The sequence below is a fragment of the Streptomyces sp. R35 genome (genome assembly GCF_041053035.1).
In the GTDB taxonomy this organism is placed as follows: domain Bacteria; phylum Actinomycetota; class Actinomycetes; order Streptomycetales; family Streptomycetaceae; genus Streptomyces; species Streptomyces lutosisoli.
Genome location: NZ_CP163440.1, coordinates 5,311,972 through 5,338,060, shown reverse-complemented (window position 1 = coordinate 5,338,060; position 26,089 = coordinate 5,311,972). Strand labels below are relative to the sequence as shown.

Below are 26,089 nucleotides of genomic sequence, written 5' to 3'. Positions count from 1 at the left end.
CGGGGTCGAACTCACCCACCGTGCAGGCCCCGTTACGGAACCGCCGCGTCGATCGCCTTCACGATCCGCTTGTCGGACACGGGATACGCCGTGCCGAGCGCATGGGCGAAATAGCTGACCCGGAGCTCCTCGATCATCCAGCGGATGTCCAGGACCGAGGAGGGGACCGGCCGGCCCTGCGGGAGTTGCTCCAGGAGCCAGGCGTACTCGTCCTGCATCTCGTGGACCTTCTCCATACGGGTGGTGTCCCGCTGGACGTTGGTCGGCATCTGCTGGAGACGCCGGTCCGCGGCGACCAGATAGCGCATCAGGTCCGGCAGCCGCCGCAGCCCGGTCGCCGTGACGAAGCCCGGCTTCACCAGGGCGTCCAGCTGGCTCCGTACGTCCGTGAGGTTGGCGAGGAGCGTCGGACTCTTCACGCCCTTCAGACGGCGCTCACAGGCCTGCCAGGCGGCAAGAACCTGCTGCACCTGCCCGACCGTACGCACCGTCGTGTCGACGATCTCGGCGCGCACCTTGTCGTACAGCTTCCGGTACGACTCCTCGTCCCACGCCGGGCCCCCGAAGTCCCCGATCAGCTTGTCCGCCGCCGCCATCGCGCAGTCGTCGAAGAGGGCCTGGATCGAGCCGTGCGGGTTCGCGGACAGGGCCAGCTTCTGGGCGTTGGTGAGCTTGTCCGACGCGAACTTGCCCGGGTTCACCGGGATGTTGCGCAGGATCAGCCGCCGCGTGCCGTTCCACATCGCCTGCGCCTGCTCGGCCTCCGTGTCGAAGAGCCGTACGGAGACGGTGTTCGCCGTCGGTCCGTCGTCGACCAGGGCCGGGTACGCCTTCACGGGCTGGCCGGCGCGGCGGGTCTCGAAGAGGCGCGTGAGCGAGCCGATCGTCCAGTCCGTCAGGCCCGAGCGCTCCAGGGACTCGCCGCCCTCGCGCTCCGCCGTCGCCGCCGCGGCCTGCGAGATCGCCTTGCGCGCCTTCGGCTTCAGCTGGAGCTTCAGCGCCTCCAGGTCCTTGTCCTCGGCGAGATTGCGGCGCCGCTCGTCGACGATCCGGAAGGTGATCTTCAGGTGGTCGGGGAGCCGGGACCAGTCGAAGTCGTCGGCCGTGAGCGGGACACCGACCATGCGCTTCAGCTCGCGCGCCAGGGTCAGGGTGAGGGGCTCCTGGAGGGGGACGGCCTGGTCCAGGAACCTCGTCGCGAAGTTCGGGGCGGGGACGTAGTGGCGGCGGATCGGCTTCGGGAGCGAGCGGATCAGCTCCGTGACGACCTGTTCCCGCAGGCCCGGGATCTGCCAGTCGAAGCCCTCGTCCGTGACCTGGTTGAGGACCTGGAGCGGGATGTGGACCGTGACGCCGTCGGCGTCCGCGCCCGGCTCGAACTGGTACGTCACGCGGAACTTCAGACGGCCCTGGCGCCAGGAGTCCGGATAGTCGTCCTTGGTGACCGCGCCGGCCTTCTCGTTGATCAGCATCGAGCGCTCGAAGTCGAGCAGCTCGGGTTCCTCGTGGCGCTTGTGCTTCCACCAGGAGTCGAAGTGCGCGCCCGACACGACGTGCTCGGGCACCCGCTGGTCGTAGAAGTCGAAGAGCGTCTCGTCGTCGACCAGGATGTCCCGGCGCCGGGCGCGGTGCTCCAACTCCTCGACCTCGGTGAGGAGTTTGCGGTTGTCGGCGAAGAACTTGTGGTGCGTTCGCCAGTCGCCCTCGACGAGCGCGTTGCGGATGAACAGCTCGCGGGACGTCTCCGGGTCGATCCGCCCGTAGTTGACCTTCCGCTGGGCGACGATCGGTACGCCGTACAGCGTGACCTTCTCGTACGCCATCACCGCGGCCTGGTCCTTCTCCCAGTGCGGTTCGCTGTACGTCCGCTTGAGGAGGTGTTCCGCGAGGGGCTCGACCCACTCCGGCTCGATCCTGGCGTTGACGCGGGCCCAGAGGCGGGAGGTCTCGACGAGCTCCGCGGACATCACGAAGCGCGGGGGCTTCTTGAAGAGCGCCGACCCCGGGAAGATCGCGAACTTGGCGTTGCGGGCGCCCAGGTAGTCGTTCTTCGCCGTGCTTCTCCCGCTCTCTCCTCCGGACTCCTTCACGTCCTTCATGCCGACGTGGGAGAGCAGGCCGGCCAGGAGGGAGACATGGACGCTCTGGTCCGCCGCGTCGTCCTCGTTGAGGTGGATGCCCATCTGCTTGGCGACCGTGCGCAGCTGGGTGTAGATGTCCTGCCACTCGCGGATGCGCAGGAAGTTCAGGTACTCCTGCTTGCACATACGGCGGAAGGCGGACGAGCCGCGTTCCTTCTGCTGTTCGCGGACGTACCGCCACAGGTTCAGGAAGGCGAGGAAGTCGCTCGTCTCGTCCTTGAAGCGGGCGTGCTGCTGGTCGGCCTGCGTCTGCTTGTCGGACGGGCGCTCGCGCGGGTCCTGGATGGAGAGCGCGGCCGCGATCACCATGACCTCGCGCACGCAGCCGTTCTTGTCGGCCTCCAGGACCATGCGGGCCAGCCGGGGGTCGACGGGGAGCTGGGCGAGCTTGCGGCCGGTCTCGGTGAGGCGCTTGCGTGCGTCCTTCTCGGACGGGTCCAGCGCGTTCAGCTCCTGGAGGAGCTGGACGCCGTCGCGGATGTTGCGGTGGTCGGGTGGGTCGATGAAGGGGAACTTCTCGATGTCGCCCAGGCCGGCCGCCGTCATCTGGAGGATGACCGAGGCGAGATTCGTACGGAGGATTTCCGCGTCCGTGAACTCCGGGCGGGCGTTGAAGTCGTCCTCGGAGTACAGGCGGATGCAGATGCCGTCGGACGTACGGCCGCAGCGGCCCTTGCGCTGGTTGGCGCTGGCCTGGGAGATCGCCTCGATGGGGAGGCGCTGGACCTTGGTGCGGTGGCTGTAGCGGGAGATGCGGGCGGTGCCCGGGTCGATGACGTACTTGATGCCCGGGACGGTGAGCGAGGTCTCGGCGACGTTGGTCGCCAGAACGATCCTGCGGCCTGTGTGCTGCTGGAACACGCGGTGCTGCTCGGCGTGCGAGAGGCGGGCGTAGAGGGGGAGTACCTCGGTGAAGCGGTAGTTCTTCTTGGTGAGGGCGTCGGCCGTGTCGCGGATCTCGCGTTCGCCGGAGAGGAAGACGAGGATGTCGCCCTTGCCCTCGGCCTGGAGCTCCTCGACCGCGTCCGTGATCGCGGTGATCTGGTCGCGGTCGGCGTCGTCGCCTTCCTCTTCGAGGAGGGGGCGGTAGCGGACCTCTACGGGGTAGGTGCGGCCGCTGACCTCGACGATCGGGGCGTCGCCGAAGTGCCGGGAGAAGCGCTCGGGGTCGATGGTCGCGGAGGTGATGACGACCTTGAGATCCGGGCGCTTGGGCAGCAGCTGGGCGAGGTAGCCCAGCAGGAAGTCGATGTTGAGGGAGCGCTCGTGGGCCTCGTCGATGATGATCGTGTCGTACGCGCGCAGCTCGCGGTCGGTCTGGATCTCGGCGAGCAGGATGCCGTCCGTCATGAGCTTGACGAAGGTGCCGTCCGGGTTCACCTGGTCGGTGAAGCGGACCTTCCAGCCGACGGCCTCGCCGAGCGGGGTGTCCAGCTCCTCGGCGACGCGCTCGGCGACGGTGCGGGCGGCGATGCGGCGGGGCTGGGTGTGGCCGATCATGCCGCGGACGCCGCGGCCCAGTTCGAGACAGATCTTGGGGATCTGGGTCGTCTTTCCGGACCCGGTCTCGCCGGCGACGATGACGACCTGGTGATCACGGATGGCGTCCGCGATCACGTCCTTCTTCTGGCTGACGGGGAGCTGCTCGGGGTACGTGACGGCGGGCACGCGGGTGCGGCGCTCGGCCATGCGGACCTCGACCTTGGCGACCTCCGCCTCGATCTCGGCAAGCACGGCGGAGCGGGCCTCGGGCTTGCGGATCTTGCGCGCGCCTTCGAGCCTGCGCCCGAGCCGGTGCGCGTCGCGCAGGGACAGCTCGGCCAGACGGGGGGCGAGATCGCCGAGGGCGGGGGCGGGATGCGTAGACATACGCGGTCCAGGATCTCACCTCGGCGAAATTCCTGGCGAACGCTTTTGCGTGGGGGCCTTGGCGGGGTGCCTGGGGGGCGGGGCCGTGCCGGTACGTCCAGCCCGTCGCCGGTGGGCATTACTGCCTGCTGCCAAGGCATGAACTTGCCCATAACCACATAAGCGACGGGCTGGACGTACCGACACGGCCCCTTCTCGCCGTACGCGGCCGGCCGTGCGTGGGGCATCCGTGCGGCCGCCGTGGCCGGCTGGCCGTGCGTTGGTATTCGTGCAGCCGTCGTACGGGGCCGGCCCTGCTCGTGGGCGGGTGTGCGGTCAGCTGTTGCGGGGGGCCGGCGGTGTGGGCGTCTGGGGCGTGGCGGGCTGTGCCGCCTGGTCGCGGCGGGTGGGGTCGGCCTGGGCCATCGCCCTGGCGGTGTTGGAGACGGCCTTGATGCCCAGGTAGGCCGTGGTCATGGTGCTGACCGCCGTGAAGGCCGCGGTGAGGACGCCGATGATCACCGACTTGTCGCCGTCGAGACGCCATACGCCGAAGATCGCGACGACGGTGATCGCGAGGTTGCTGAGGAGGACCGCCTGCAGCCCGTACCGGGCCCGGTACCGCTCCAGATCGAGCTCGCGCATCGGCTTCGATTCGCGATCGCGCAACACCATTGCTTCCCCCACACCCCGTAACACCGAGTCGGCCAGCCAGAACGTAGCGCTGTGCCGGGTGCATGCCAAATCGCCCCGCCTGGGGGCGCCTGAGCCCACGGGGCTTCCGGATCCGGGCACGACGAAGGCCCCGTCCTGATGGACGGGGCCTTCGGGTGGTGGCTGGGGCCGGGGTCGAACCGGCGACCTGTCGCTTTTCAGGCGATCGCTCGTACCAACTGGGCTACCCAGCCACGAGGTCTCCGAGGAAACCTCAGCGGTCCTGACGGGATTTGCTGTGCCCGATTGCGGCTGCGCCGCGGGCGCGGCCTCCGCCTCGACAGGGTGGCGGGCTGTGGCGGGTGCTTGATCCGGATTCTTGATCGGAGTCAGGCGTACGAGTCCGGGGCCGGGCCGGGCCGGGTAAACGATCAAGGGCCCCGTCCGTTTGGACAGGGCCCTTGGGTGGTGGCTGGGGCCGGGGTCGAACCGGCGACCTATCGCTTTTCAGGCGATCGCTCGTACCAACTGAGCTACCCAGCCACGAGGCTTCCGAGGAAACCTCAGCGGTCCTGACGGGATTTGCTGTGCCCGATTGCGGCTGCGCCGCGGGCGCGGCCTCCGCCTCGACAGGGTGGCGGGCTGTGGCGGGTGCTTGATCCGGATTCTTGATCGGAGTCAGGCGTACGAGTCCGGGGCCGGGCCGGGTAAACGATCAAGGGCCCCGTCCGTTTGGACAGGGCCCTTGGGTGGTGGCTGGGGCCGGGGTCGAACCGGCGACCTATCGCTTTTCAGGCGATCGCTCGTACCAACTGAGCTACCCAGCCACGAGGTCTCCGAGGAAACCTCAGCGGTCCTGACGGGATTTGAACCCGCGGCCTCCACCTTGACAGGGTGGCGAGCACTCCAAACTGCTCCACAGGACCAAGCTGTTGTGTGCGAACAAGCGAAGCTAGTGTCGCACACAGTGTTGCGTGCCCCCAACGGGATTCGAACCCGTGCTACCGCCTTGAAAGGGCGGCGTCCTAGGCCGCTAGACGATGAGGGCTATCGGCCCGCCTGGGCGCTTCTCAGCGCGTCGGGGACGTGAGAAGCATATGGGATGGCGGGAGGTATCGCCAAAACGGTTTACGGGGCCCCCGACGGCGCGCTCGACGCGGGACTCGGAGAGGGGGTCGCCCCGGGCTGGTTCTCTCTGGGGAGGTGGCGGCTGACCTCGGCCGTTGTCAGGCCCAGGCCGCCCAGTTTGATCTCGTCCCAGGCCTGGAGGCGGCGGGTGTCGCGGTCGAAGTAGAGGACCGACGCCTCGATCGGGTCCGGGTACTTGCCCTCGACGGCGCGCAGGCCGCTGCCGCCCGTCGAGCCCTCGATGCGCAGCCGGGTGCCGTTCTCCATGACCTCCATGCCCTCGTGGTGGAGGTGGCCCGCCAGCACCATCGGTACCGCGCCGTCCGTCCGGCGCGCGGCCGACGGTTCGTGGACGACGGCGACGTCGGCCGGGGTGCCCGCCGCCGTCTGGTCGCGCAGCGAGGAGGCGAGCCGGTCGCCCGCCAGCTCCTCCGTCGTGTTGCCGCCGGGGGCCACCGCGCGGTCGGGGGTGAACTGCGGGTCACCGATGCCGGCGAAGCGCAGGCCCGCGACCGTGGCCGTCCGGCCGTCGTCCAGGACGTGCACGTTCTTCATGTGCTCCAGGTAGCGCTGGGTGAGCAGGGAGTCGTGGTTGCCGCGGACCCAGACGTACGGGGCTCCGAGGTCCGCGATGGGGTCCAGGAAGCCGTTCTCGGCCGCTGTGCCGTGGTCCATCGTGTCTCCGGAGTCGACGATCACATTGATGGCGTACTGGTTCACGAGTGACGCGATGATCTTCCAGCTCGCCGGGTTGAGGTGGATGTCCGAGACGTGCAGGACCCGGATCGTGGTCGGATCGGGCTCGTACGCCGGGAGCGTGGACGTGACGTCGTACAGCTTCGTCACGTTCGTCACCAGGCGCGCCAACTCCTTCTGGTAGACGTCGAATTCGCTGACGATGCTGCGCGCGTTGCCCACCAGGGAGGGGGCGCTGCTCAGCAGTCCGGAGAATTTCGGTTCCAGGACCGACTTGGGGTTCCAGGTGGCGAAGGCGGTGGCTCCGGACGCGGCCAGCAGGGTGAGGGCCAGGCCGCCCGCGGCGAGGGCGCGGCGCGGGCGGCGGTAGACCGCGAGGCCGAGCGCGGTGGCGCCGGAGACGACCGCGACGCAGGACCGTACGGCCAGGTCGAGGGTGCCGTGTTCGACGTCCCGGGCGACCTCCTCCTGGAGGCCGGACAGCCGCTCCGGGTGGTCGACCAGGGCCTCCGAGCGCTCCGGGTCGAGCTGGTCGACGGACACGTCCAGGCGCAGCGGGGCCTCGTGGCTGCGCAGCTCCAGCGCGCCGAGCGGGGAGACGTTGATCTTCGTGCCGCCGGTGAGGGAGGGGCGCAGGGTCATGGTGGTGTTCATGGGGCCGACCGGGACGCGTACGTTCCCCACGACCAGCAGCCCCAGCCAGGCGCCGAGGATCACGATGCAGACCAGGCCGAGAGCGCGGACGTACGGGTGCGGCTGGGGGACGAGCTCGACCGCCGGGAGCGGGCGGCGGGCGCGGTAGTGGCGGGCCAGGGCGCGGGGCGCCGCACGGGCGCGGTGGCGTATGCGGTGAGCGGCGGCGGTGACTACAGCGGTGACGGCAGCGGGGACGCGGGCCATTGGTCCCGTATGCCCAAGTGTGGGGGCGGGTATGCGGTGCGGGCCCCGGCGGGCGTGCGCCCCCGGTGCGACCCGTGCGACCCGTACCCGTCTTACGGGGGGCGTCATGGCACTCGTACGGCGTTGTCGCCGACTCTCGTTCGGGGACGTCGTGCCGGACAATGGCCGTGTGCTGGAGATGACGCGCGAGGAGTTCGAGGAACTGGTCGCCGAGGCGCTGGACCGGATCCCGCCGGAGCTGACGCGGATGATGGACAACGTGGCGGTGTTCGTCGAGGACGAACCGCCCGCCGAAGATCCCGAGCTGCTCGGGCTGTACGAGGGCACTCCGCTGACGGACCGTGGGGAGTGGTACGCGGGGGTGCTGCCCGACCGGATCACGATCTACCGGGGGCCGACGTTGCGGATGTGTGAGACGAGGGAGGACGTCGTCGCCGAGACCGAAGTGACCGTGGTGCACGAGGTCGCCCATCACTTCGGAATCGACGACGCCCGGCTGCACGCGCTCGGGTACGGCTGACGTTCGCCCCTTTCGCTCGGTTGGGCTGTGGGGCGCGTGTCTTCTTGTGGGCGGCGGGAGTTGGGCAGGGGGACTCCCCGTTCCGCCCTCGGAGGTGGCTGCCCGTGCGCGCCTTGTACGTACCCGTCCGTCTGGTCGCCACGGTCATGGCCGTCGCCGCTGCCGCCGGTTGTATGAGCGTGGGTGACGACGGGGTGCGGCCCGGGCCCTCGCACTCGGCGGGGCAGCGGGGCGGCGAGGCGCCCGACGGCGGGTCCGCGGTGAGCGGGGGCGGCGTCGGGTTCCATGGGGGCAAGGGGGCGAAGGGTGCCGCCTCCTCGGCCGAGCCGGGGGAGTCCGCGTCCGGCAAGGCGTCCGCGTCGGCGTCGGCGTCCGGGGACGTGAAGCCGTCCGCCAAGGCTCCGGGCAAGGGCGGGAAGGGGGGCACGCAGACATCCGCGCCGCCGCAGGGGGAGCCGAGTGCCACGCCCCCGTCGGCGGAGCCGTCGCCCCCGCCGCCGCCCGTGTCGTCGCCCCCGGCGTCCGATCCGGCTACGGCGGAGCCGTCGTCGTCCGCGCATGAGCAGCAGGCGACGCAGCTGGTGGAGCGGGAGCCGGCGCCGCAGGCGGGCGAACCGGCGTAGTCGGGCGGCGAGGGGCGAGGGCCCAGGGTCCACGGGAATACGCTCGACCTCTGCAGGTGTTACCCCTCCCGTACGTGCCTGACCTGCCCCTTTGAGGGTCAGTTTGCCTTCAGGGGTGGAGGGTGCGTATGGTAGTAGATCGTTTGATCCCAATTGCCCGGCGCCAATGCAGAGAGCGTCGCGTGGCGCGTACTCTCCCTTGCCGTGGCCGGACCGCATAGAGGCGGTCGATTGCGACTTCACGGAGTTTGGGCGCGTGCCGAAGAACTCCGGAAGGTTCGCATTTCGCATGTCTGTTTCCAGTACTGATCACGTCGTCGTGCCCGAGAACAACGAGAACGACAACACCGAGAGCGTCATCGAGGTCGTCGAGTCCGTCGAGTCCGTCGAGACCGCCGAGTCCGCTCCCGAGATCACCTTCGCCGACCTCGGTCTCCCCGAGGGGGTCGTCCGCAAGCTCGCGCAGAACGGCGTGACCACCCCCTTCCCGATCCAGGCGGCGACCATCCCGGACGCCCTGGCCGGCAAGGACATCCTCGGCCGCGGCCGCACCGGCTCCGGCAAGACCCTCTCCTTCGGTCTGCCGCTGCTCGCCCAGCTGGCCGGCGGCCACACCGACAAGAAGAAGCCCCGCGGCGTCATCCTCACGCCGACCCGTGAGCTCGCGATGCAGGTCGCGGACGCCCTCCAGCCGTACGGCGACGTCCTCGGCCTGAAGATGAAGGTCGTCTGCGGCGGTACGTCGATGGGCAACCAGATCTACGCCCTGGAGCGCGGCGTCGACATCCTCGTCGCCACCCCGGGCCGTCTGCGCGACATCATCAACCGCGGCGCCTGCTCGCTCGAGAACACCCAGATCGCCGTCCTCGACGAGGCCGACCAGATGTCCGACCTGGGCTTCCTGCCCGAGGTCACCGAGCTGCTCGACCAGGTGCCGGCCGGCGGCCAGCGCATGCTGTTCTCGGCCACGATGGAGAACGAGATCTCCACGCTGGTCAAGCGCTACCTGAGCAACCCGGTCACGCACGAGGTCGACAGCGCCCAGGGCAACGTCACGACCATGTCGCACCACATCCTCATCGTGAAGCCCAAGGACAAGGCGCCGGTCACCGCCGCCATCGCCTCCCGCAAGGGCCGCACGATCATCTTCGTCCGCACCCAGCTGGGCGCCGACCGCATCGCCGAGCAGCTGCGTGACGCCGGTGTGAAGGCCGACGCGCTGCACGGCGGCATGACGCAGGGCGCGCGGACGCGGACGCTGGCCGACTTCAAGGACGGTTACGTCAACGCGCTCGTCGCGACCGACGTCGCCGCCCGCGGTATCCACGTGGACGGCATCGACCTGGTCCTGAACGTGGACCCGGCCGGTGACCACAAGGACTACCTGCACCGCTCCGGCCGTACGGCCCGCGCGGGCCGCAGCGGCACCGTCGTGTCCCTCTCCCTGCCGCACCAGCGTCGTCAGATCTTCCGGCTGATGGAGGACGCGGGCGTCGACGCCGCGCGTCACATCATCAACTCCGGTACGGCCTTCGAGCCCGAGGTCGCCGAGATCACCGGCGCCCGTTCGATGACCGAGGTCCAGGCCCAGTCTGCGGGCGACGCCGCGCAGCAGGCCGAGCGCGAGGTCTCGCAGCTCACGAAGGAGCTGGAGCGCGCGCAGCGTCGTGCGGTCGAGCTGCGTGGGGAGGCCGACCGCCTGGTCGCCCGTGCCGCGCGTGAGCGGGGCGAGGACCCGGAGGTGGCCGTCGCCGCTGCCGCCGAGGCCGCCGCCGAGCAGGTCGTCGTCGAGGCCCCGGCCGCCGAGGCCGCCGCCGCCGAGCCGGCCGAGCGTCCCGCGTACGAGCCGCGTCAGCGCCGCGACGAGCGGGGCAACTACGAGCGTCGTGACAACGACCGTGGCGGCTTCCGCCGCGACAACGACCGTGGCGGCTTCAACCGCGACGACCGCGGCGGCCGTCGTGACGACCGTGGCGGCGACCGTGGTGGTTTCCGTCGTGACGACAACCGTGGTGGCGGCTTCAACCGCGATGACCGTGGCGGCCGTTCTTTCGAGCGTCGTGACGACAACCGTGGCGGTGGCTTCAACCGCGACAACCGCAGTGGCGGCTTCAACCGCGACAACGACCGTGGCGGCTTCCGTCGTGACGACAACCGTGGTGGTGGCTTCAACCGCGATGACCGTGGCGGCCGTTCTTTCGAGCGTCGTGACGACAACCGTGGTGGTGGCTTCAACCGCGATGACCGTGGCGGCCGTTCTTTCGAGCGTCGTGACGACAACCGTGGTGGCGGCTTCAACCGTGACGACCGTGGTGGCCGTTCCTTCGAGCGTCGTGACGAGCGTGGCGGCCACCGTGGCAGCGACCGTCCCTTCAACCGTGACCGTCAGGGCGACCGTCCGGCAGGCGGCGGCTTCCGCTCCGGCCACGACCGCCCGCAGGGCCGTCGCGACGACCACCGCGGCACGGGCACGGGTACCGGCACCGGTAGCTTCGGCCGCCGTGACGACAAGCCGCGCTGGAAGCGCAACGGCTGACCGCAGAGGCGGACGGCAGCAGCTGATCGCAACAGCTGACTGCCGCCGCTGACGCCGATCGGCTTTCGAGGGCCCGTACGACTTCGGTCGTACGGGCCCTTTCCGTTGCCCCGGTAATCCCTCTACCGCAACGACGGCAAGGGGAACGGATCATTCGGCTCGCGGGTGAAGATCGCCACCGGTCGGCTGAGCTGCAAGGGCCTTTTTTAGGCCACACCGCTTCCCGACTTGGCGCATGTCGTGCCCCTGGCAAGGGAATCGCTGGGGGCATGACAGATGACGCCATAGCGAGTGGGCTGTCGGACGAAGAACGGCTTGCCCAGCTCGGCTATACGCAGGTTCTCGCCCGCCGCATGTCGGCGTTCTCCAACTACGCGGTCTCCTTCACGATCATCTCGGTCCTGTCGGGCTGCCTGACGCTGTATCTGTTCGGCATGAACACCGGCGGCCCCGCGGTGATCACCTGGGGCTGGGTCGCGGTCGGACTGATGACGCTGTTCGTGGGGCTGTCCATGGCCGAGATCTGTTCGGCCTATCCGACCTCGGCCGGGCTGTACTTCTGGGCGCACCGGCTCGCCCCGCCCCGCAGCGCGGCCGCCTGGGCCTGGTTCACGGGCTGGTTCAACGTCCTCGGCCAGATCGCGGTGACCGCCGGCATCGACTTCGGCGCCGCGTCCTTCCTGGGCGCCTATCTGAACCTCCAGTTCGACTTCAAGGTGACACCGGGCCGCACGGTCCTCCTCTTCGCCGGGATCCTGGTCCTGCACGGCCTCCTGAACACCTTCGGCGTCCGGATCGTCGCCCTCCTCAACAGCATCAGCGTGTGGTGGCACGTGGTGGGCGTCGGAGTCATCGTGGGCGCGCTCGCCTTCGTACCGGACCACCACCAGTCGGCGTCCTTCGTCTTCACGGAGTTCGTCAACAAAACGGGCTGGGGCAGCGGCGTGTACGTCGTCCTCATCGGTCTGCTGATGGCCCAGTACACGTTCACCGGATACGACGCCTCCGCCCATATGACGGAGGAGACCCACGACGCCGCCACGGCCGGCCCGAAGGGCATCGTGCAGTCCATCTGGACGTCGTGGATCGCCGGCTTCGTGCTGCTCCTCGGCTTCACCTTCGCCATCCAGTCGTACGACGATGAGCTGGGCTCGGCGACGGGCGCGCCCCCGGCCCAGATCCTGCTCGACGCGCTGGGCGCCACGGCCGGGAAGCTCCTCCTCCTCGTCGTGATCGGCGCACAGCTCTTCTGCGGGATGGCGTCGGTCACGGCCAACAGCCGCATGATCTACGCCTTTTCGCGCGACGGCGCGCTGCCCTTCTCGCACATCTGGCACACGGTCAGCCCGCGCACCCGGACACCGGTCGCGGCCGTATGGCTGGCGGCGCTGTCCGCACTCGTCCTCGGCCTCCCGTACCTGATCAACTACGCGGCCTACGCCGCCGTGACCTCGATCGCGGTCATCGGGCTCTATGTCGCGTACGTCATCCCGACGCTGCTACGGGTGCGCAAGGGCGACGCCTTCGAGCGCGGGCCCTGGCACCTGGGCCGCTGGTCCCGCCCGGTGGGCGTGGTCGCCGTCGCCTGGGTGGTCGTCATCACGGTCCTGTTCATGCTGCCCCAGGTCTCGCCGGTCACCTGGGAGACCTTCAACTACGCCCCGATCGCCGTCCTCGTCGTCCTCGGCTTCGCGGCGACCTGGTGGCTGGCCTCGGCCCGCCACTGGTTCCTCAACCCCGAACACCACCGCACGATCGCCCGCGAGGCGGCCCGCAAGGGCGCGCCCGAACCGGTCGATCCGTAACCTTGCACGCTTTTGGCGTGGCCGGGTCGCCGATACCCGATCGGAGTCCCGGCCTCGTCCGGCTATGCTCGGGGATGCATCGGCACGGGCCGGTGCGACGCATCGGCGTCGGCCGGTGCGTGGACCCTTAGCTCAATTGGCAGAGCAGTGGACTTTTAATCCATTGGTTGTGGGTTCGAGTCCCACAGGGTCTACCAGGAAGCCCCAGGTCAGAGTGCATCTGAACTGGGGCTTCGGTACGTTTCGGGGGCCCGGAGATCGTTGGCTGGCCCGCTGCTGGCCCGAGAGGTGAACGATCAAGAAGGGAGCGGCCCCGGCCGGAGCGGCGTCCGGCGGGGTCTAGGTGCGCGCGGCACGGTACGCCTTACGCCTTCCACAGCTCGTCCGCCGTGGCGCACCGCCTCTCTCCGCGCCCGCAGCCCTCGCACCCGGTGGAGTGATTGAGGAAGGCGCGGTATGCGGTCTGCATGCGGCTGTACGTGCCGCTCTTGGCGACCAGCTGCATGTGACCCGCGCTTCCCGCGTCGCGCCACTCCCGCCTGATGCCGCTCATCGCGCGCCACCCCCGTGAGGGTGGTTGCGGATCTCGACACTGCAGTCCGTCGCCCGCGACGGGTTCCCCGCGGCCGTGTAGTGGCCCGCTGTCGGGCCAGCGCCCCACACACACCACAGCCCGGCACCGGGGCGGGTTCGCTGAGGGGGAGTTCGAGGGTGATGGGCGGGTCCATTGTGGTCTTCACCCGCGTGCCTCCGCTGGCGTGAATCGTCTTCCAGGGCTGGAAGCCGGGGCCCGAACTGGAGGCGGAATGCGCCGCCTTCGAGGTTCCGGGCCACGCGCAAGGGATCCCGGAAGGCGAGGCAGTGATCCGTATCCCGGCCAGGATGGTGCACATGATCAGGGAGGCGTGCGATGCCGTCGAGCGTGCCGACGTTTGATGAGTTGATCTCCAACTGCACTCGCTCCGCTGTGCACTTGGAGATGCGCGACGCCTGCTGCTCGGCATCTTGGCGCTCACCGTCGGCGGGTGCGTATGTGTGGTGTGGGCCCAGCGCGGCGGGCCCCGCTGGGTCCGCGTCGTGGCGACCGTGACGCTCACCGCGGGGGAACTGCTGCGTAGCTCCGAGAAGAATCGGCGCCGGAGCCCGAACCGGACCAGCGGCGACGGCGACTGGAAACCGCGCCAGGAGTGTGTGGTCATCGTTGCCAAATCCCGTTGCGATGCTGCCGTGTTGGGGAGAGTCTCTGCGCATGGAGTTCCTCTGCTACCACCGCGACAGGCCCGGCTCGGGCACGTTGCGCGACAAGCTGTTGGAAGAGCACTGGTCGTACATGGACCGGTACGCGGCGGAGATGATCGCTCGCGGCCCGACCCTCGCCGACGACGGCGAAACGGCCACCGGCAGTGTGCACATCGTCGACCTGCCGGATCCCGCTGCCGCCCGCGCGTTCGCCTTCGACGAGCCCAACTATCAGGCCGGCGTGTACCGGGACGTGCTGCTGCGCCGGTGGCGCAACATGCTGGGGCGCACCATGTGGGATTTCCCTGGTGGCCGGACCGGTGGCAACCGGTATCTGGTGCTCGGCCTCGGCTCGGAGCAGGCCGTCGACCTCGTCGTGCCGCCCGACCGTGACGAGCTGATCGCGTACGGGCCACTGCTGTCCGACGACGGCGCCACCTGGCTGGGCACGGCGGTGCTGGTCCGGGCCCCGGACCCGGACACGGCACGCGCCGTCCTGAGCCCGGACCGGTATGCCGACATCGAGGTCCACAACTGGCAGTTCGGCGGGCGGTCGTGACGAACCAAGGACGCGCCGCGCCGACGGCACCTGGCGGTTGACCGCAGGAGCGTTCCGCCGGGCAACCTGCTCCAGCACTGGATCCAGAAAGCTGAGCCGAGCGGCACCGCGGGTCACCGGTCCTTCATCAGGATGTGCAGCAGTGTCACCACGCCGACCCCCACCAAGAGCGCGGCGCCGAACGAGGGATGCTCGAAGGCCGCGTACACCGCGCCGCAACCAACGAGCGCCAGCAGCACCGTCCGCTGATCCGTCTGACCGTTCATCGGTGAGGTCCTCCCGTTGTCCGCACCGCCACCGGCTTCGGCGGCCCCCTTGCGTATCCCGAGCACCCTCCCGAGTGCCCCGCATCCGAAGGAAACAACGACTGGAATCCGGACAGAATTCACAACCGGAGCCGCCTCATGGGCGAGTCGGCCGTACACTCCGGCGCGCCCCGGGTGACGTACAGGGCTGGTGCCGACGAGTTGCCGCTCGCCCCTGCATGCCCACTGAACGCCCCGAACCACCTCGGTGGGTCGGGGCGTTCGGCGCCCGCCCTGGTTCCAGGCCCTGCCCTGTCGGCCTAGGTCCTCCCGGCCGGTCGATGTTGCAGCCAGCGGTCGGTGAGGTCGTACGCCATGGTCGCGATGTTGAGCGCGACGAGGGCCCACAGACGCATGGGGTCCTGCGCCACGTCTCCATGGGTGATCGCGACGGTCAGGCTTCGGCGTCGGGGTCGGGGTCGGGGACGGGGATGGGGATGGGGCCAGGAGTGGGGTCCGGGGCCGCCGGGGTCCGCTGGTCAGTCGAGGTAGTCACGGAGCACCTGCGATCGGGACGGATGCCGCAGCTTGCGCATGACATCGCGGCGGATCTTCTCGAACCGGTACCGGGTGATACCCAGCTCCGCCTGGAGCTGGGCCTGTGTCCGCTCGCCCTCGAAGAGCCCCAGGACCAGCTTCGCCTCGCGCTCGGAGAGGGTGTCGAGCACGGAGTGCATCTGCTCGGTCATCAGGGTTCGGCTGACGATGGCGGTCACGTCGTCCTCGGCTTCGCCGGAGGCGAGGTCGAACTGCTCCCCCTCGCGCGCCGACGCGAGATCGGACAGCAGGGCCACGGGTGCTCCGCGCAGCTCGGTCTCCCACACGGGCCGGTGCAGCCGGTGCTGGTAGAGGGACTCGATGCGCACGTCCGCGACCGAGTCCTGGACGGCGGAGAACTCGGCGTCCACGGTGCGGCGGGTCCAGCCGTCCTCCAGCAGCGCGGCTATCGTCCCGTCGACGCGCGTGCCGGTGGCGTTCAGCCCCAGCCAGCGCTTGACGAACCACCGTACGGTCGCGATGTCCCCGTCCAGAGCCGCGCCGCGGGCCAGCAGGGCCGCCGCCAGCGTCAGCCGCGCGACCTCCCCCGCGCTGCTGTCGGCGCTGCTGTGGCGGGCCAGATCGCACCAGCGCCGGAGCACGGCACGCAGCGCCGGGACGATTGAGGCCTCGTGCTCCCAGCTTCCGTGGAGTGTGCCGGGCAGCACAGGACGGACGTCCACCTGGAGCGACAGGGTGGGGCGTGCCTCCGCGCCGGTGCCGCCTGCGCCCGGCCGCACGCCGAGGCTCAGCGGCTCGCGGACGTGGGCGAGCGGTGTCGGCCGGCCGCGCCAGAGCCGCCCACACCTGCCTGCCCTCCGCGCCGAGCAGCCGCGGCCGCTGATAGGTCTGTACGGCCGCTTCGGCGACGGCGGCGTTGCCGCGGACAGCGTGTTCGGCCGGATCGGCGGTCCCGCACTGCATGAGGAAGCCCACGCCCTTGCGCCGGTCGGCGACGAGGCCCCAGACGGGTTCGAGGACGGGTGCCATCTCCAGAGCGAGCCGCCGGCTCGCGGAGACGACCTGGCTGGCCGCGAGTTCGTCCAGGCGCAGACGCAGGCGGAGCAGATCGGCCACCAGCTGCCGCTCCTCCTCGTCGTGTGCGGCGGGCCGATCCTCAGCAGCTGAGTCGATGCCGCTGTGCATGTGCTGTTCTCCTCAGGTTCCGGAGCCGTGGCGGAAACACGGCCCTCTACTCCCTAGGGCGAGAAACAGGGGAAATGGCGATCTTGGCGAGCGTGGGCGGCAAGAAGTGGTTCAGGAGGCGGCCAGGATGTCCTCGCAGTCGCGCCACGCGTGCGCGCTGAGCAGCGGCCGGAAGCCGGTGAAGAGGTCCAGGAGGTCCGCGCCCCACTGCTTGCGCCATTCGGGGTTCTCGTCCACGAGGTCCAGTTCGTTGGCGGCGGTGAGTTCCGCGAAGTCGCGGCGCTGCTGGACGGCCGGTGTCGAGACGGTGCGCGTGAAGCGGTCGTGGAAGGTGCCGGAGGGGTCCGCGAGGGCCGGGTAGGAGGCCGTGCGGTCGCAGCTCGCGTAGAAGTGGACCAGGGACTCGGCCTCGGGGCCGATGACGGCGGTCAGTTCGGCGCGGCGGTCGGTCGGCAGGAGGGCGGTGGCGAAGCCGTCGGTGCCGTAGAACGCGTGGCACAGGCCCGCGAGTTGGAGCGCGGGGCGGGCCTCCCAGCGCGCCAGCCGGTCCCGTACGCGCACCAGGTGTGCGAGCAGGGTGCCGCCCGGGTGCTCGATGTCCGCCGCGCCCAGCTCGCGCAGCAGGGCGATGGCTTTGGAGGACTGCGCCGTTGACTCCACTGACTGCTTCTCCCGCCGCGAGAAAACCGCCGGACCGCCGGCCCTGTTCAACGATCCTTGACCGGGACATCGGATCGGTCAATGGGGGCACGGGATGGCGGACATGGCGGACATGGCAGATGCGGCAGGCACGGCGGACATGGCGGTTGGCGGGCTCGACCTCGACGCGATCGACGAGCTGTGCGCGGCGGCCACGCCCGGGCCGTGGTTCGTGCGGAGCCTGGACGACGACCACGCCATGAATCTCGTGGCGGTCAGCACGGTCGAAGACACCGGGCGGGGTGAGCGGTGGCCGGCGTTCGACCACGGTGAGATCGTCGCGGCGACGCTGGTGCAGCAGCCGCGTTACGTCGACTGCGCGGACGAACGCTGGGACGAGAACGCGGCGTTCATCGCGCTGGCGAGGGACGCCGTGCCCCGGCTGGTGGCGGAGGTCAGGCGGCTTCGGTGGATGGCCGGCGAGGAGGGTGTCAGCCCGCCGTGAGCTCCGTCAGGGGCAGCGTGTGCTGGGTCTGGAGGACCTTGGCGCGCAGGTAGCGGACGTTGTGGGCCGTGGTGAAGACGCCCGTCGGGACGCGGTGGGAGACCGTGATGCCGAGGTCGCGCAGCTGATCGGCCTTGTCGGGGTTGTTGGAGAGCAGGTCCAGGGAGTCGATGCCGAGGGCCTGGAGCATCTGCGCGGCGGCCGTGTAGTCGCGGCCGTCCTCGGGCAGGCCGAGAGCGGCGTTGGCGGCGTAGGTGTCGAGGCCCTGGTCCTGGAGGGCGTACGCGTCGAGCTTGTTGTAGAGGCCGATGCCGCGGCCCTCCTGACGGAGGTACAGCAGCACGCCGCCCCGCTCCGCGATCTGCTCCACCGCCTCGCGCAGCTGCGGGCCGCAGTCGCAGCGGGCCGAGCCGAAGACATCGCCGGTCAGGCACTCGGAGTGCAGTCGCACCAGCGGGTTCGCGGCGGGCTTGCCGAGGACGACGGCGAGGTGTTCCTTCTCGTCGGCGAGGCCGTGGAAGGTGACGAGCTCCGCGTCGACCGAGTAGCCGTCGCCGAAACGCAGGGGCACAGTGACGCGGGTGCGCACCGTGGCGGTGGGGAAATCGCGCATGTTGTCTCTCCGGTCCAGCGGGTGTGGTGCCAGGTGTGGCGCCGGTTGTCATGCCATGTGCGGAGCAGTGTTTCAGATTTGAAGCACTAGGTCCGGGAGAGACAGTACACGGTGCTTTAAAGTTCAAGCAACGCTTTTTGGCCGACTATGTGTCGCACGGCTCACATGCATCACATAGCTCGCGCGGCTCGCGCGACTCGCAGGGCTTGCGCGGCTCGGCTCCCCCGCCGGCTCGTGACGCCGGCCTCAGGAGGAACGTCGCCGCCACGGCAGATCTTCCCCGCAGGCCCCGGGATTCTCTCCCTGGATGCCCCGAGCGATGCTCGCGGAGATCTCCTCCAGCTGTCCGACCTGCTCCGGGGTCAGATGGTCGAAGAGTGCCGCCCGGACCTGCTCCACATGGCCGGGCGCCGCCCGCTCCAGGATGGCTATGCCCTCGTCCGTGAGCACCGCGACCTGGCCGCGCTTGTCGCTGGGGCAGCCCTCCCGGCGTACCAGGCCGTCGTTCGCCAGCCGGGTCACGCCGTACGTCAGCCGGCTTCGGGTGATCTTCAGGATCTCGGCGAGGTCGGTCATCCGCAGCCGCCGGTCCGGTGCCTCGGAGAGCATGGCCAGGATGGAGTAGTAAAGGTGCGGCATGCCGGCATCCGCCTGGAGCTGCCGGTCGATCGTGTCCTCCAGGAGCGAGGAGGCGGCGATGAACGAGCGCCAGGCGCGTTGTTCGGCGGGCGAGAGCCAGCGGGTCGTCATGCCGCCAGTCTAGGTACTGTTTAAAAGTTGAACCACTAGGAGCCTAGAGCTCGGAGCTGGAGGGTGCGCCCCATGCCCCACCCCTACGTCCTGTTGTCCGCCGCCGTCTCCCTCGACGGCTTCCTGGACGACACCGGCCCCGAGCGGCTGCTGCTCTCGGGCGCCGCCGACTTCGACCGGGTCGACGAGGTACGGGCGTCCAGCGACGCGATCCTGGTCGGCGCGGGCACGCTCCGCTCGGACAATCCGCGGCTCCTGGTCAACTCGGCCGAGCGGCGAGCCGCGCGGATCGCCTCCGGACGCCCCGAGTACCCGCTGAAGGTCACCGTCAGCGGGTCCGGCGACCTCGACCCGGCGGCGCAGTTCTGGCACACGGGCGGCGAGAAGGTCATCTATACGACGGACGAGGGCGCGGCGAAGGCCTCCGACCTCCTGCACGGCCTCGGTGTCGAGGTGGTGTCGACCGGGCCCGATCTCGACTGGCGTGTCCTCCTCGAACACCTTCATGACGTACGAGGTGTACGGCGCCTCATGGTCGAAGGGGGTGGGCGGGTGCACACCCAGCTGATGCGGGAGGGGCTCGCCGACGAGCTGCAGCTCGCCGTCGCGCCGTTGTTCGTGGGGGAGGTGGACGCGCCGCGGCTGTTCGGGCCCGGGGCGTATCCCCCCGGGCGGATGCGGCTGGTGGAAACACGGCCCGTCGGGGACGTCGTCCTCATCCGGTACGTCCCCACGGCGCCCGGTGTCGGGGGGCTCGCCTCGGCCGCGGACCGGCACTGGCTGGGGCTCGCGTGTGAGCTGGCGGAGTTGTGTCCGCCCTCGGAGACCGCGTTCAGTGTGGGGGCGGTGGTCGTGGCCGCCGACGGGACCGAGCTGGCCCGGGGCCACTCCCGTGAGGGGGACGATTCCGTGGTCCACGCCGAGGAGGCGGCGCTCGCCAAGATCGACCCCGCCGACCCGCGTCTCGGCTCCGCCACGGTGTACAGCAGTCTGGAGCCGTGCGCCCGCCGCGCCTCCCGGCCCGCGCCGTGTGCCCGCCTGATTCTCGACGCGGGGGTACGGCGGGTTGTCACCGCCTGGCGCGAGCCGGACACGTTCGTCGCCGGCGCCGACGGTAACGCGCTGCTGGCAGCCGAGGGTGCCGATGTCGTCGTACTCCCGGAGTACGAGCAACGCGCGACCGCCCCCAACCGTCACCTCTTGGGCTAGGCCCGGCGGTTTCCTCGCCCCCGCCGCCCCTACCCGTCCCATCCCCAGGGGCTCTGCCCCTTCGACCCCCGGGGGTAGTTCGTCGGCTGCGGGCCGGTGGGGGTTGCTCGCGCAGTTCCCCGCGCCCCTAAAAGCGTCCAGGCCGCCCCCGTCTTTTGTCTTTAGGGGCGCGGGGAACTGCGCAATCTTTTAAGCGGGGCTCGGGGGGCGAGAAACCGGTGCTGGGGAACGTGGGTGCTGGGGGTCCCGCGGATGGCGTACACTGGTTTTAACGACGCGGGGTGGAGCAGCTCGGTAGCTCGCTGGGCTCATAACCCAGAGGTCGCAGGTTCAAATCCTGTCCCCGCTACTGAAGGCCAAGGGCCGGAACTCGGATTCACGAGTTCCGGCCCTTGGTGCATGCGGACCTGCGTCCCACGTCCCCCGGTCGGTCCACACCGCTCGCCCCGGCCCCTCACTCCATGAACCCTGAACGAGTGGGGCAGCAAGCAGACGAGCAGCGGACCGACAGCCCCGTACCCGTACCCGCGCCCGATCCCGCCCCGGGGGCCACCCCCGTCCCGACGGACCCGGCCCGCCGCAGGATCTCGAACGCACGGGCCTTCGTCCGGACACTTCCCGCACTGCTCATCGCCGTCGGAGCGGTCTACGACTACGTCACCCCGTCGGACTTCACCGCGGCCCCCCTCTTCACAGCCGCCCCCCTCGTGGCCGCGCCCCTCTACTCACTGCGCGGCACCGTCCTCACCGGCATCCTCGCCCTCGCCGCCGTCTTCGCGGTCCACCTCAAGCTCGACATCGTCCTGAACGTCGACTCGGTCACCGAATCGGCCACCGTGGCCACGGCCGCCGTCCTGGCCGTGCTCATCAACATCCTCGTCCGCCGCAGCGACGAACGGCTCGCCTCGGTCCGCGAGATCGCCGAGTCCGTGCAGCGCGCGGTGCTGCCGGAGCCCGAGGAGCGGATCGGCGGTCTGGAGGTCGCGGCGCGGTACGAGGCGGCGCAGGCGGACGCGTTCATCGGCGGCGATCTGTACGCAGTGCAGGACTCCCCGCACGGCGTACGGCTGGTGGTGGGCGACGTACGCGGGAAGGGGATGGGCGCGGTGGCCGCCGTAGCGGTGGTGATCGGGGCGTTCCGGGAGGCGGCCGAGCAGGAGGCGACGCTGGAGGCGGTCGCCTGCCGTCTTGAGCGGGCGCTGGCCCGCGAGGGGACCCGGCGGGACGGCCTGGACGCCTTCGAGGGGTTCACGACGGCCGTACTCGCGGAGATCCCGCACGACGCGGACGTCGTACGGATCGTCAACCGCGGCCATCCCCCGCCGCTGCTCCTGCACGCGGACGGCACGCTCGTCGCGCTCGCCACCGAGGATCCCGCGCTGCCGCTCGGCATGGGCGAGTTGGGCACCTGGCCCGACCGGGCGGTGGCGGCCGTATTCCCGCGGGGAGCCACGCTGCTCCTCCACACCGACGGCCTGTCCGAGTCCCGCGACGAGCGCGGGGAGTTCTACGATCCCGCCCCGCGTCTCGTCGGCCGCGCCTTCCCCGGGCCCGACGCTCTGCTGACCGCCCTGGCCGAGGAGGTCCGCCGGCACACGGGCGGCGCCCTGACGGACGACATGGCGCTGCTCGCCGTACGGCGTCCGGGGGAGTTGGCCGAGGGGGGTTCTTGATCGTTGTCACAAGGGGTGATCGGACGGTGTCCCTCCGCATAACAGCTGACACACCATCAGCTGAATCGACGTCGATGAAGCGTGGTCAACTCGCCCGGTTTACGCCAGTGGTGACCCCAAAGTCCTGGCCAAAAGCGTTAACGATCAGTCCGAACAGCTTGGAATCCGGTACCCGGGTCTATTAACGTTCGATAACGCAGCGCGGTCGTCCCAGCCGTCACAAGAGATGGCTCCGTGCGCACGCGCCGAATCCCGCAAGGGAACCGGGGAACCACCAACTTGGGGTGAATCGAGCGTAATCCGTCGTGGGAACACGACAGGTATACGCGCGTAGGAGACCTTCCTGCTCCGAACCCGTCAGCTAACCCGGTAGGCGAGAAGGAAGGAAAGGAGTGCGCCCACGTGGCGTCCAACCGGCCTGCCCAGCCAACCTCGTTCGCGCCGAACGACACACAGCCCTTCGGCTACGCCTACGGCAACGACGAGGGGCCTTGGGAGGAGTGGAACCCCACTGAGGATTCCGTCCGTCCCGTTCGCGGCCGGCACCGCGTCAGCAAGCAGCGCGGTGGGGGACTCGCCCGCAGCTCCACGGTTCTCGGCGTCGGCGTCATAGCCGCCGTGGGCGCGGGTGGCATGGCCACCGCGGCGCCCGGCAAGCCGCCGGTGTCGATCTCGCTGCCCGACCTGTCGTCGGTCACCGAATCCGCCAAGGCCCTGATATCCGACGGCGATTCCGCCACGCCCAAGGGCTCTTCCACCCCGCTCACCACCGCCGGCCTGACCAGCGCCGACACCGCGCAGGGCAGCACCGACGCGGGTGAGGCGCTGCGCGCCCGCATCATCCAGCAGGCCGAGTCGCAGCAGGACCAGGTCGACAGCGCGGCCCAGGAGGCCGCCGAGGCCGCCGCCGCGAAGCAGGCCGTCGCGCTCGCCGCCAAGCAGCAGGACGACGCCGAGGCCAAGGCCGCCGCCGCCAAGAAGAAGGCGGACGAGGAAGCCAGGCAGGCCGCCGAGGCCAAGCGTCTCGCCGAGCTCGCCAAGAGCTACTCGCTGCCCACCTCCTCGTACACGCTGACCGGGCGCTTCGGCGACGCCGGCTCCATGTGGTCCTCCGGCTACCACACGGGCCTCGACTTCGCCGCGCCCACCGGCACCCTGATCAAGGCGATCCACAGCGGCACCGTCACCGAGGCGGGCTGGGCGGGCGCGTACGGCTACCGCACGATCCTCACCCTCGACGACGGTACGGAGCTGTGGTTCTGCCACCAGTCGTCGATCAGCGTCAGCGTGGGGCAGAAGGTCGCCACGGGCGACGTCATCGGGCGCGTGGGCGCGACGGGCAATGTCACCGGGCCGCACCTGCACCTTGAGGTCCACCCCGACGGCGCCGCCACCGCGATCGACCCGATGGCGTGGCTGCTCAGCAAGGGGCTCAATCCCTGAGACCGGTTCCTCTTGAGGCCGGCTTCTCCTGGAGTCGGCTTCTTTTTAGGCCGGCGCCGTTCTTTTCCTGATCCCCGGCGGTCCTGACGACAACCCCCCGACGTCAGGGCTGCCGGTCCGGTTTGTCTGGAATACAGTCATCCCGTGCGGGCGTTGAAGCTGATCATGACTTCTCTCCGCAAGCTTGGCTCGTCCGACCTCGAGGTCTTCCCGCTCTCCCTGGGCGGCAACGTGTTCGGCTGGACCGCCGACGAGGCACAGTCCTTCGCCGTGCTCGACGCGTACGCGGCCGCCGGCGGCAACTTCCTCGACACCGCCGACCAGTACTCGTCGTGGATCGAGGGCAACAAGGGCGGCGAGTCCGAGACCATCATCGGCAAGTGGCTCAAGGCACGCGGGAACCGCTCCGACATCGTGGTCGCCACCAAGGTCAGCCAGCACCCCGAGTTCCCGGGGCTGTCCGGCGCCAACATCAAGGCCGCGGCCGAGGCGTCCCTGCGCCGCCTGGACACCGACCACATCGACCTCTACTACACGCACTTCGACCAGCCGGAGGTGCCGGTCGAGGAGATCATCGGTGCGCTCGACGAACTGGTGAAGGCCGGCAAGGTACGCCACATCGCCGCCTCCAACATCTCGCCCGAGCGGCTCCAGGAGTCCCTGGAGTTCTCCGACCGCGAGGGCCTCGCGCGGTACGTCGCCCTCCAGCCGCACTACAACCTCGTCTCGCGCGACACCTACGAGGGCCCGCTCCAGGATCTCGCCTCCCGCACCGGCCTCGCCGCCGTCCCGTACTTCGCGCTCGCCTCCGGCTTCCTCACCGGCAAGTACCGCCCGGGCGCGACGGTCGACTCGCCTCGCTCCGCGGGCGCGGCACGCCACCTCGACTCCGAGCGCGGTGTCCGGGTCCTGGCCGCCCTCGACGAGGTTGCCCAGGCCCACGAGGTCCCGGTGGCCACGGTCGCGCTGGCGTGGCTGGCCGCCCAGCCGACGGTCGCGGCACCGATTGCTTCGGCGCGGACGGTGGAGCAGTTGCCGGCGCTGCTGGGGGTGGCGGACCTGGTCCTGACGGACGGCGACCTCGGGAAGCTGACGGAGGCCTCGGCGTAGCAGCTCCCGGCTTTCGCGCAGTTCCCCGCGCCCCTTTTAGGGGCGCGGGGAACTGCGCGAACGGCCCCCACCGGCCCGCAGCCGACGAACCGGCCTACGGGGTCTGGGGCGGAGCCCCAGAAGGATGGGACGGGTAGGGGCGGCGGGGGCGAGGAAACTACGAGCGGTACGGGTTGTACGCGGGATACGGGGCCGCAGGTCCGTAGGGCTGGGTGTAGGGCTGGCCGTAGGTGTACGCGTAGCCGTGTACGGGCCACGGCGGGGGTACCGGGACCACCGGAGCCGTCGCCCGGGCCGCGTACGCCAGGGCCGGCCGGGCGATGTCCCGGCGGCGCCACAGCTCGTCGAGCAACTCGCGCTCCCGTACGACGAAGTCGGCCCCCGCACGCCCCCGCCGCCCCCGATGACGGAGAAACGCCAACGAGGTCGCGTACGCCTCGTACTCCGCGACCGAGCGCCCCGCGGCCTTCCCGAAGTGATGTCCCGCCCACTCACGGGCGAGCCGCCGCGCCCGCATCGACCCCAGGACGTACGGTTCCGGCGCGGTCAGCCACCCGGCGAGGGCATACGCGGGCAGTTCCGCGCGCACGGTGCGCAGCTCCCGCTGTCGCGTCCAGATGGCCAGCCAGGTCAGCAGCCCGAAAGCGGGCACCATGAACGCGGCGTACACCGCGAAGAACCCGTACTCCCCGAAGCTCGACGAGCTGTTCCAGGCGGAGTGCATGCCCATGGCGAGCAGCAGCCCGCCCAGCGGCAGCAGTACGCGGCGCAGATGCCGGCGTTCGGCGGACATGGCCGCGATGCCGAAGCCGATGCCGGTCAGCACGGTGAACAGCGGGTGCGCGAAGGGCGACATCACCACGCGGACGAAGAAGGTCGCGGCGGTGACGGACGCGAGCCCGCGCTCGCCGCTGAGCTGGTCGGTGCCGAAGGCGGTGCCGAGGTAGAGGATGTTCTCGGTGAACGCGAAGCCGGTGGCGGTGACCCCGGCTATGACGACACCGTCGACGATCCCGGTGAAGTCCCGTCTGCGGAAGAGGAAGACCAGCAGCACGGCGGCGGCCTTCGCGGACTCCTCCACGATCGGCGCTATGACGGTCGCGCCGAGGGTGTCGGCGCTGGACGGGTCGGCGGTCGCCGTCGCTATCCATCTGGTCGCGAAGCTGTTGGCGACGATCGCTATCAGCGCGGCCGCGCAGGCACCCCAGGCGAAGGCGAAGAGCAGGTTCCGCCAGGGCCCGGGCTCGACCCGGTCCAGCCACCGGAAGGCGGCGACGAGCAGCGGCACGGGGAACACGGCGAGGCCGAGGCCCACCAGAAAGCCCTCGGTGCCGGTCTGTTCGCGGACGAGGGCCAGGATCACGAGCCCCGATATCGCGAGCAGCGTGATCAGCGCGCCGTAGCGCACCGGCTTCCGCTGCCACCAGTGCGCGTGCCGCAGCGCACCGCCGGCGGGACCGCTGGGGTGCGTCGGGTACGGGGGACAGGTGGCCACGGCATTGACCCTAAC

At 70.1% G+C, this 26,089-nt stretch carries 20 protein-coding genes, 7 tRNA genes, 1 pseudogene and 1 riboswitch; of the genes and pseudogenes, 13 read left to right on the top strand and 15 right to left on the bottom strand.

Features of this window, described 5'->3' with window-relative positions; genetic code table 11:
- Window positions 1-32 precede the first annotated feature (32 nt).
- From hrpA to AB5J50_RS24390, 8 genes are all read right to left on the bottom strand, one after another.
- A complete protein-coding gene (gene hrpA / locus AB5J50_RS24425; RefSeq protein WP_369260489.1) occupies window positions 33-4,010 on the bottom strand; it encodes an ATP-dependent RNA helicase HrpA in 3,978 nt (1,325 codons plus the stop codon).
- Window positions 4,011-4,325: 315 nt separating this feature from the next.
- Complete coding sequence (locus tag AB5J50_RS24420; RefSeq protein WP_369265497.1) at window positions 4,326-4,634, bottom strand: hypothetical protein; 309 nt, start codon at window positions 4,632-4,634, stop codon at window positions 4,326-4,328.
- 186 nt (window positions 4,635-4,820) lie between these two features.
- A tRNA-Phe gene (locus AB5J50_RS24415) sits at window positions 4,821-4,897 on the bottom strand.
- A 212-nt stretch (window positions 4,898-5,109) separates the two neighbouring features.
- Window positions 5,110-5,186 (bottom strand) — tRNA-Phe (locus AB5J50_RS24410).
- A 207-nt stretch (window positions 5,187-5,393) separates the two neighbouring features.
- Window positions 5,394-5,470, bottom strand: a tRNA-Phe gene (locus tag AB5J50_RS24405).
- A gap of 24 nt (window positions 5,471-5,494) precedes the next feature.
- Window positions 5,495-5,569: transfer RNA gene (locus tag AB5J50_RS24400), tRNA-Asp, on the bottom strand.
- 49 nt (window positions 5,570-5,618) lie between these two features.
- Window positions 5,619-5,691: transfer RNA gene (locus tag AB5J50_RS24395), tRNA-Glu, on the bottom strand.
- 80 nt (window positions 5,692-5,771) lie between these two features.
- On the bottom strand, window positions 5,772-7,367 hold the full coding sequence (locus tag AB5J50_RS24390; protein WP_369260488.1) for a metallophosphoesterase: 1,596 nt from the start codon (window positions 7,365-7,367) through the stop codon (window positions 5,772-5,774).
- Window positions 7,368-7,536: 169 nt separating this feature from the next.
- On the opposite strand from AB5J50_RS24390, the gene AB5J50_RS24385 reads away from it, so the two are divergent.
- The 5 genes from AB5J50_RS24385 (at window position 7,537) to AB5J50_RS24365 (ending at window position 13,048) form a co-directional block, all read left to right on the top strand.
- Entirely contained in the window at window positions 7,537-7,887 is a 351-nt protein-coding gene (locus AB5J50_RS24385; RefSeq protein WP_327429909.1) for a metallopeptidase family protein, read from the top strand.
- A gap of 104 nt (window positions 7,888-7,991) precedes the next feature.
- Window positions 7,992-8,510, top strand: a complete 519-nt coding sequence (locus tag AB5J50_RS24380; RefSeq protein ID WP_369260487.1) for a hypothetical protein — start codon at window positions 7,992-7,994, stop codon at window positions 8,508-8,510.
- A 289-nt stretch (window positions 8,511-8,799) separates the two neighbouring features.
- Entirely contained in the window at window positions 8,800-11,046 is a 2,247-nt protein-coding gene (locus AB5J50_RS24375) for a DEAD/DEAH box helicase (protein ID WP_369260486.1), read from the top strand.
- A gap of 269 nt (window positions 11,047-11,315) precedes the next feature.
- The gene (locus AB5J50_RS24370) at window positions 11,316-12,851 is read left to right on the top strand and encodes an amino acid permease (RefSeq protein ID WP_369260485.1); all 1,536 of its coding nucleotides are present in this window, start codon (window positions 11,316-11,318) and stop codon (window positions 12,849-12,851) included.
- Between the two features lie 121 nt (window positions 12,852-12,972).
- Window positions 12,973-13,048: transfer RNA gene (locus tag AB5J50_RS24365), tRNA-Lys, on the top strand.
- Window positions 13,049-13,215: 167 nt separating this feature from the next.
- On the opposite strand, the gene AB5J50_RS24360 is transcribed toward AB5J50_RS24365, so the two are convergent.
- Window positions 13,216-13,404 carry a hypothetical protein gene (locus AB5J50_RS24360; protein WP_369260484.1) on the bottom strand — a complete coding sequence of 63 codons (189 nt, stop codon included), beginning with the start codon at window positions 13,402-13,404 and terminating at the stop codon, window positions 13,216-13,218.
- 696 nt (window positions 13,405-14,100) lie between these two features.
- Here AB5J50_RS24360 and AB5J50_RS24355 point away from each other — a divergent pair.
- Complete coding sequence (locus AB5J50_RS24355) at window positions 14,101-14,649, top strand: YciI family protein (RefSeq protein WP_369260483.1); 549 nt, start codon at window positions 14,101-14,103, stop codon at window positions 14,647-14,649.
- Between the two features lie 113 nt (window positions 14,650-14,762).
- Here the strand turns inward: AB5J50_RS24355 and AB5J50_RS24350 are convergent, their stop codons facing one another.
- Window positions 14,763-14,915, bottom strand: coding sequence for a hypothetical protein (locus tag AB5J50_RS24350; RefSeq protein WP_327429897.1), 153 nt, complete (start codon window positions 14,913-14,915; stop codon window positions 14,763-14,765).
- Between the two features lie 518 nt (window positions 14,916-15,433).
- A pseudogene (locus tag AB5J50_RS24345) lies at window positions 15,434-15,658 on the bottom strand (sigma factor-like helix-turn-helix DNA-binding protein); the annotation flags it as partial.
- 529 nt (window positions 15,659-16,187) lie between these two features.
- On the opposite strand from AB5J50_RS24345, the gene AB5J50_RS24340 reads away from it, so the two are divergent.
- The gene (locus tag AB5J50_RS24340) at window positions 16,188-16,619 is read left to right on the top strand and encodes a hypothetical protein (protein ID WP_369260482.1); all 432 of its coding nucleotides are present in this window, start codon (window positions 16,188-16,190) and stop codon (window positions 16,617-16,619) included.
- A 129-nt stretch (window positions 16,620-16,748) separates the two neighbouring features.
- Here the strand turns inward: AB5J50_RS24340 and AB5J50_RS24335 are convergent, their stop codons facing one another.
- Window positions 16,749-17,297 carry a DUF6817 domain-containing protein gene (locus AB5J50_RS24335; RefSeq protein ID WP_369260481.1) on the bottom strand — a complete coding sequence of 183 codons (549 nt, stop codon included), beginning with the start codon at window positions 17,295-17,297 and terminating at the stop codon, window positions 16,749-16,751.
- A gap of 103 nt (window positions 17,298-17,400) precedes the next feature.
- Here AB5J50_RS24335 and AB5J50_RS24330 point away from each other — a divergent pair, with 103 nt between their 5' ends.
- Window positions 17,401-17,781 carry a hypothetical protein gene (locus tag AB5J50_RS24330; RefSeq protein WP_369260480.1) on the top strand — a complete coding sequence of 127 codons (381 nt, stop codon included), beginning with the start codon at window positions 17,401-17,403 and terminating at the stop codon, window positions 17,779-17,781.
- On the opposite strand, the gene ribA is transcribed toward AB5J50_RS24330, so the two are convergent.
- Together ribA and AB5J50_RS24320 are read right to left on the bottom strand one after the other, a co-directional pair.
- Window positions 17,768-18,394 carry a GTP cyclohydrolase II gene (gene ribA / locus AB5J50_RS24325; protein ID WP_369260479.1) on the bottom strand — a complete coding sequence of 209 codons (627 nt, stop codon included), beginning with the start codon at window positions 18,392-18,394 and terminating at the stop codon, window positions 17,768-17,770. The two genes, AB5J50_RS24330 and ribA, sit on opposite strands and share 14 nt — an antisense overlap.
- A 246-nt stretch (window positions 18,395-18,640) precedes the next feature.
- Window positions 18,641-19,144: a MarR family winged helix-turn-helix transcriptional regulator gene (locus AB5J50_RS24320; protein ID WP_369260478.1), complete on the bottom strand. Its 504-nt coding sequence runs from the start codon at window positions 19,142-19,144 to the stop codon at window positions 18,641-18,643.
- Window positions 19,145-19,216: 72 nt separating this feature from the next.
- Between AB5J50_RS24320 and AB5J50_RS24315 the strand changes: the two genes are divergently transcribed.
- From AB5J50_RS24315 to AB5J50_RS24295, 5 genes are all read left to right on the top strand, one after another.
- Window positions 19,217-20,353: a dihydrofolate reductase family protein gene (locus AB5J50_RS24315; RefSeq protein WP_369260477.1), complete on the top strand. Its 1,137-nt coding sequence runs from the start codon at window positions 19,217-19,219 to the stop codon at window positions 20,351-20,353.
- 275 nt (window positions 20,354-20,628) lie between these two features.
- Window positions 20,629-20,702: transfer RNA gene (locus AB5J50_RS24310), tRNA-Met, on the top strand.
- A 112-nt stretch (window positions 20,703-20,814) separates the two neighbouring features.
- Window positions 20,815-22,026 carry a PP2C family protein-serine/threonine phosphatase gene (locus tag AB5J50_RS24305; protein WP_369260476.1) on the top strand — a complete coding sequence of 404 codons (1,212 nt, stop codon included), beginning with the start codon at window positions 20,815-20,817 and terminating at the stop codon, window positions 22,024-22,026.
- Window positions 22,027-22,259: 233 nt separating this feature from the next.
- Window positions 22,260-22,417: riboswitch (cyclic di-AMP (ydaO/yuaA leader) on the top strand.
- An 11-nt stretch (window positions 22,418-22,428) separates the two neighbouring features.
- On the top strand, window positions 22,429-23,469 hold the full coding sequence (locus AB5J50_RS24300; RefSeq protein ID WP_369260475.1) for a M23 family metallopeptidase: 1,041 nt from the start codon (window positions 22,429-22,431) through the stop codon (window positions 23,467-23,469).
- A gap of 165 nt (window positions 23,470-23,634) precedes the next feature.
- Window positions 23,635-24,579 (top strand): aldo/keto reductase, encoded by a 945-nt coding sequence (locus tag AB5J50_RS24295; RefSeq protein ID WP_369265496.1) that lies wholly within the window; start codon window positions 23,635-23,637, stop codon window positions 24,577-24,579.
- Window positions 24,580-24,736: 157 nt separating this feature from the next.
- Here AB5J50_RS24295 and AB5J50_RS24290 read toward each other — a convergent pair whose 3' ends face one another.
- Window positions 24,737-26,074, bottom strand: coding sequence for a PrsW family intramembrane metalloprotease (locus AB5J50_RS24290; protein ID WP_369260474.1), 1,338 nt, complete (start codon window positions 26,072-26,074; stop codon window positions 24,737-24,739).
- Between the last annotated feature and the right edge of the window lie 15 nt (window positions 26,075-26,089).

What these genes read in the sequence shown, in the direction of transcription:
- hrpA (WP_369260489.1), bottom strand. Translation starts at nt 4,010, where the DNA reads ATGTCTACGCATCCCGCCCCCGCCCTCGGCGATCTCGCCCCCCGTCTG.
- AB5J50_RS24420 (WP_369265497.1), bottom strand. Translation starts at nt 4,634, where the DNA reads ATGCGCGAGCTCGATCTGGAGCGGTACCGGGCCCGGTACGGGCTGCAG.
- AB5J50_RS24390 (WP_369260488.1), bottom strand. Translation starts at nt 7,367, where the DNA reads ATGGCCCGCGTCCCCGCTGCCGTCACCGCTGTAGTCACCGCCGCCGCT.
- AB5J50_RS24375 (WP_369260486.1), top strand. Translation starts at nt 8,800, where the DNA reads ATGTCTGTTTCCAGTACTGATCACGTCGTCGTGCCCGAGAACAACGAG.
- AB5J50_RS24370 (WP_369260485.1), top strand. Translation starts at nt 11,316, where the DNA reads ATGACAGATGACGCCATAGCGAGTGGGCTGTCGGACGAAGAACGGCTT.
- AB5J50_RS24360 (WP_369260484.1), bottom strand. Translation starts at nt 13,404, where the DNA reads ATGAGCGGCATCAGGCGGGAGTGGCGCGACGCGGGAAGCGCGGGTCAC.
- AB5J50_RS24355 (WP_369260483.1), top strand. Translation starts at nt 14,101, where the DNA reads ATGGAGTTCCTCTGCTACCACCGCGACAGGCCCGGCTCGGGCACGTTG.
- AB5J50_RS24350 (WP_327429897.1), bottom strand. Translation starts at nt 14,915, where the DNA reads ATGAACGGTCAGACGGATCAGCGGACGGTGCTGCTGGCGCTCGTTGGT.
- AB5J50_RS24330 (WP_369260480.1), top strand. Translation starts at nt 17,401, where the DNA reads ATGGCGGACATGGCAGATGCGGCAGGCACGGCGGACATGGCGGTTGGC.
- ribA (WP_369260479.1), bottom strand. Translation starts at nt 18,394, where the DNA reads ATGCGCGATTTCCCCACCGCCACGGTGCGCACCCGCGTCACTGTGCCC.
- AB5J50_RS24320 (WP_369260478.1), bottom strand. Translation starts at nt 19,144, where the DNA reads ATGACGACCCGCTGGCTCTCGCCCGCCGAACAACGCGCCTGGCGCTCG.
- AB5J50_RS24315 (WP_369260477.1), top strand. Translation starts at nt 19,217, where the DNA reads ATGCCCCACCCCTACGTCCTGTTGTCCGCCGCCGTCTCCCTCGACGGC.
- AB5J50_RS24305 (WP_369260476.1), top strand. Translation starts at nt 20,815, where the DNA reads ATGAACCCTGAACGAGTGGGGCAGCAAGCAGACGAGCAGCGGACCGAC.
- AB5J50_RS24295 (WP_369265496.1), top strand. Translation starts at nt 23,635, where the DNA reads ATGACTTCTCTCCGCAAGCTTGGCTCGTCCGACCTCGAGGTCTTCCCG.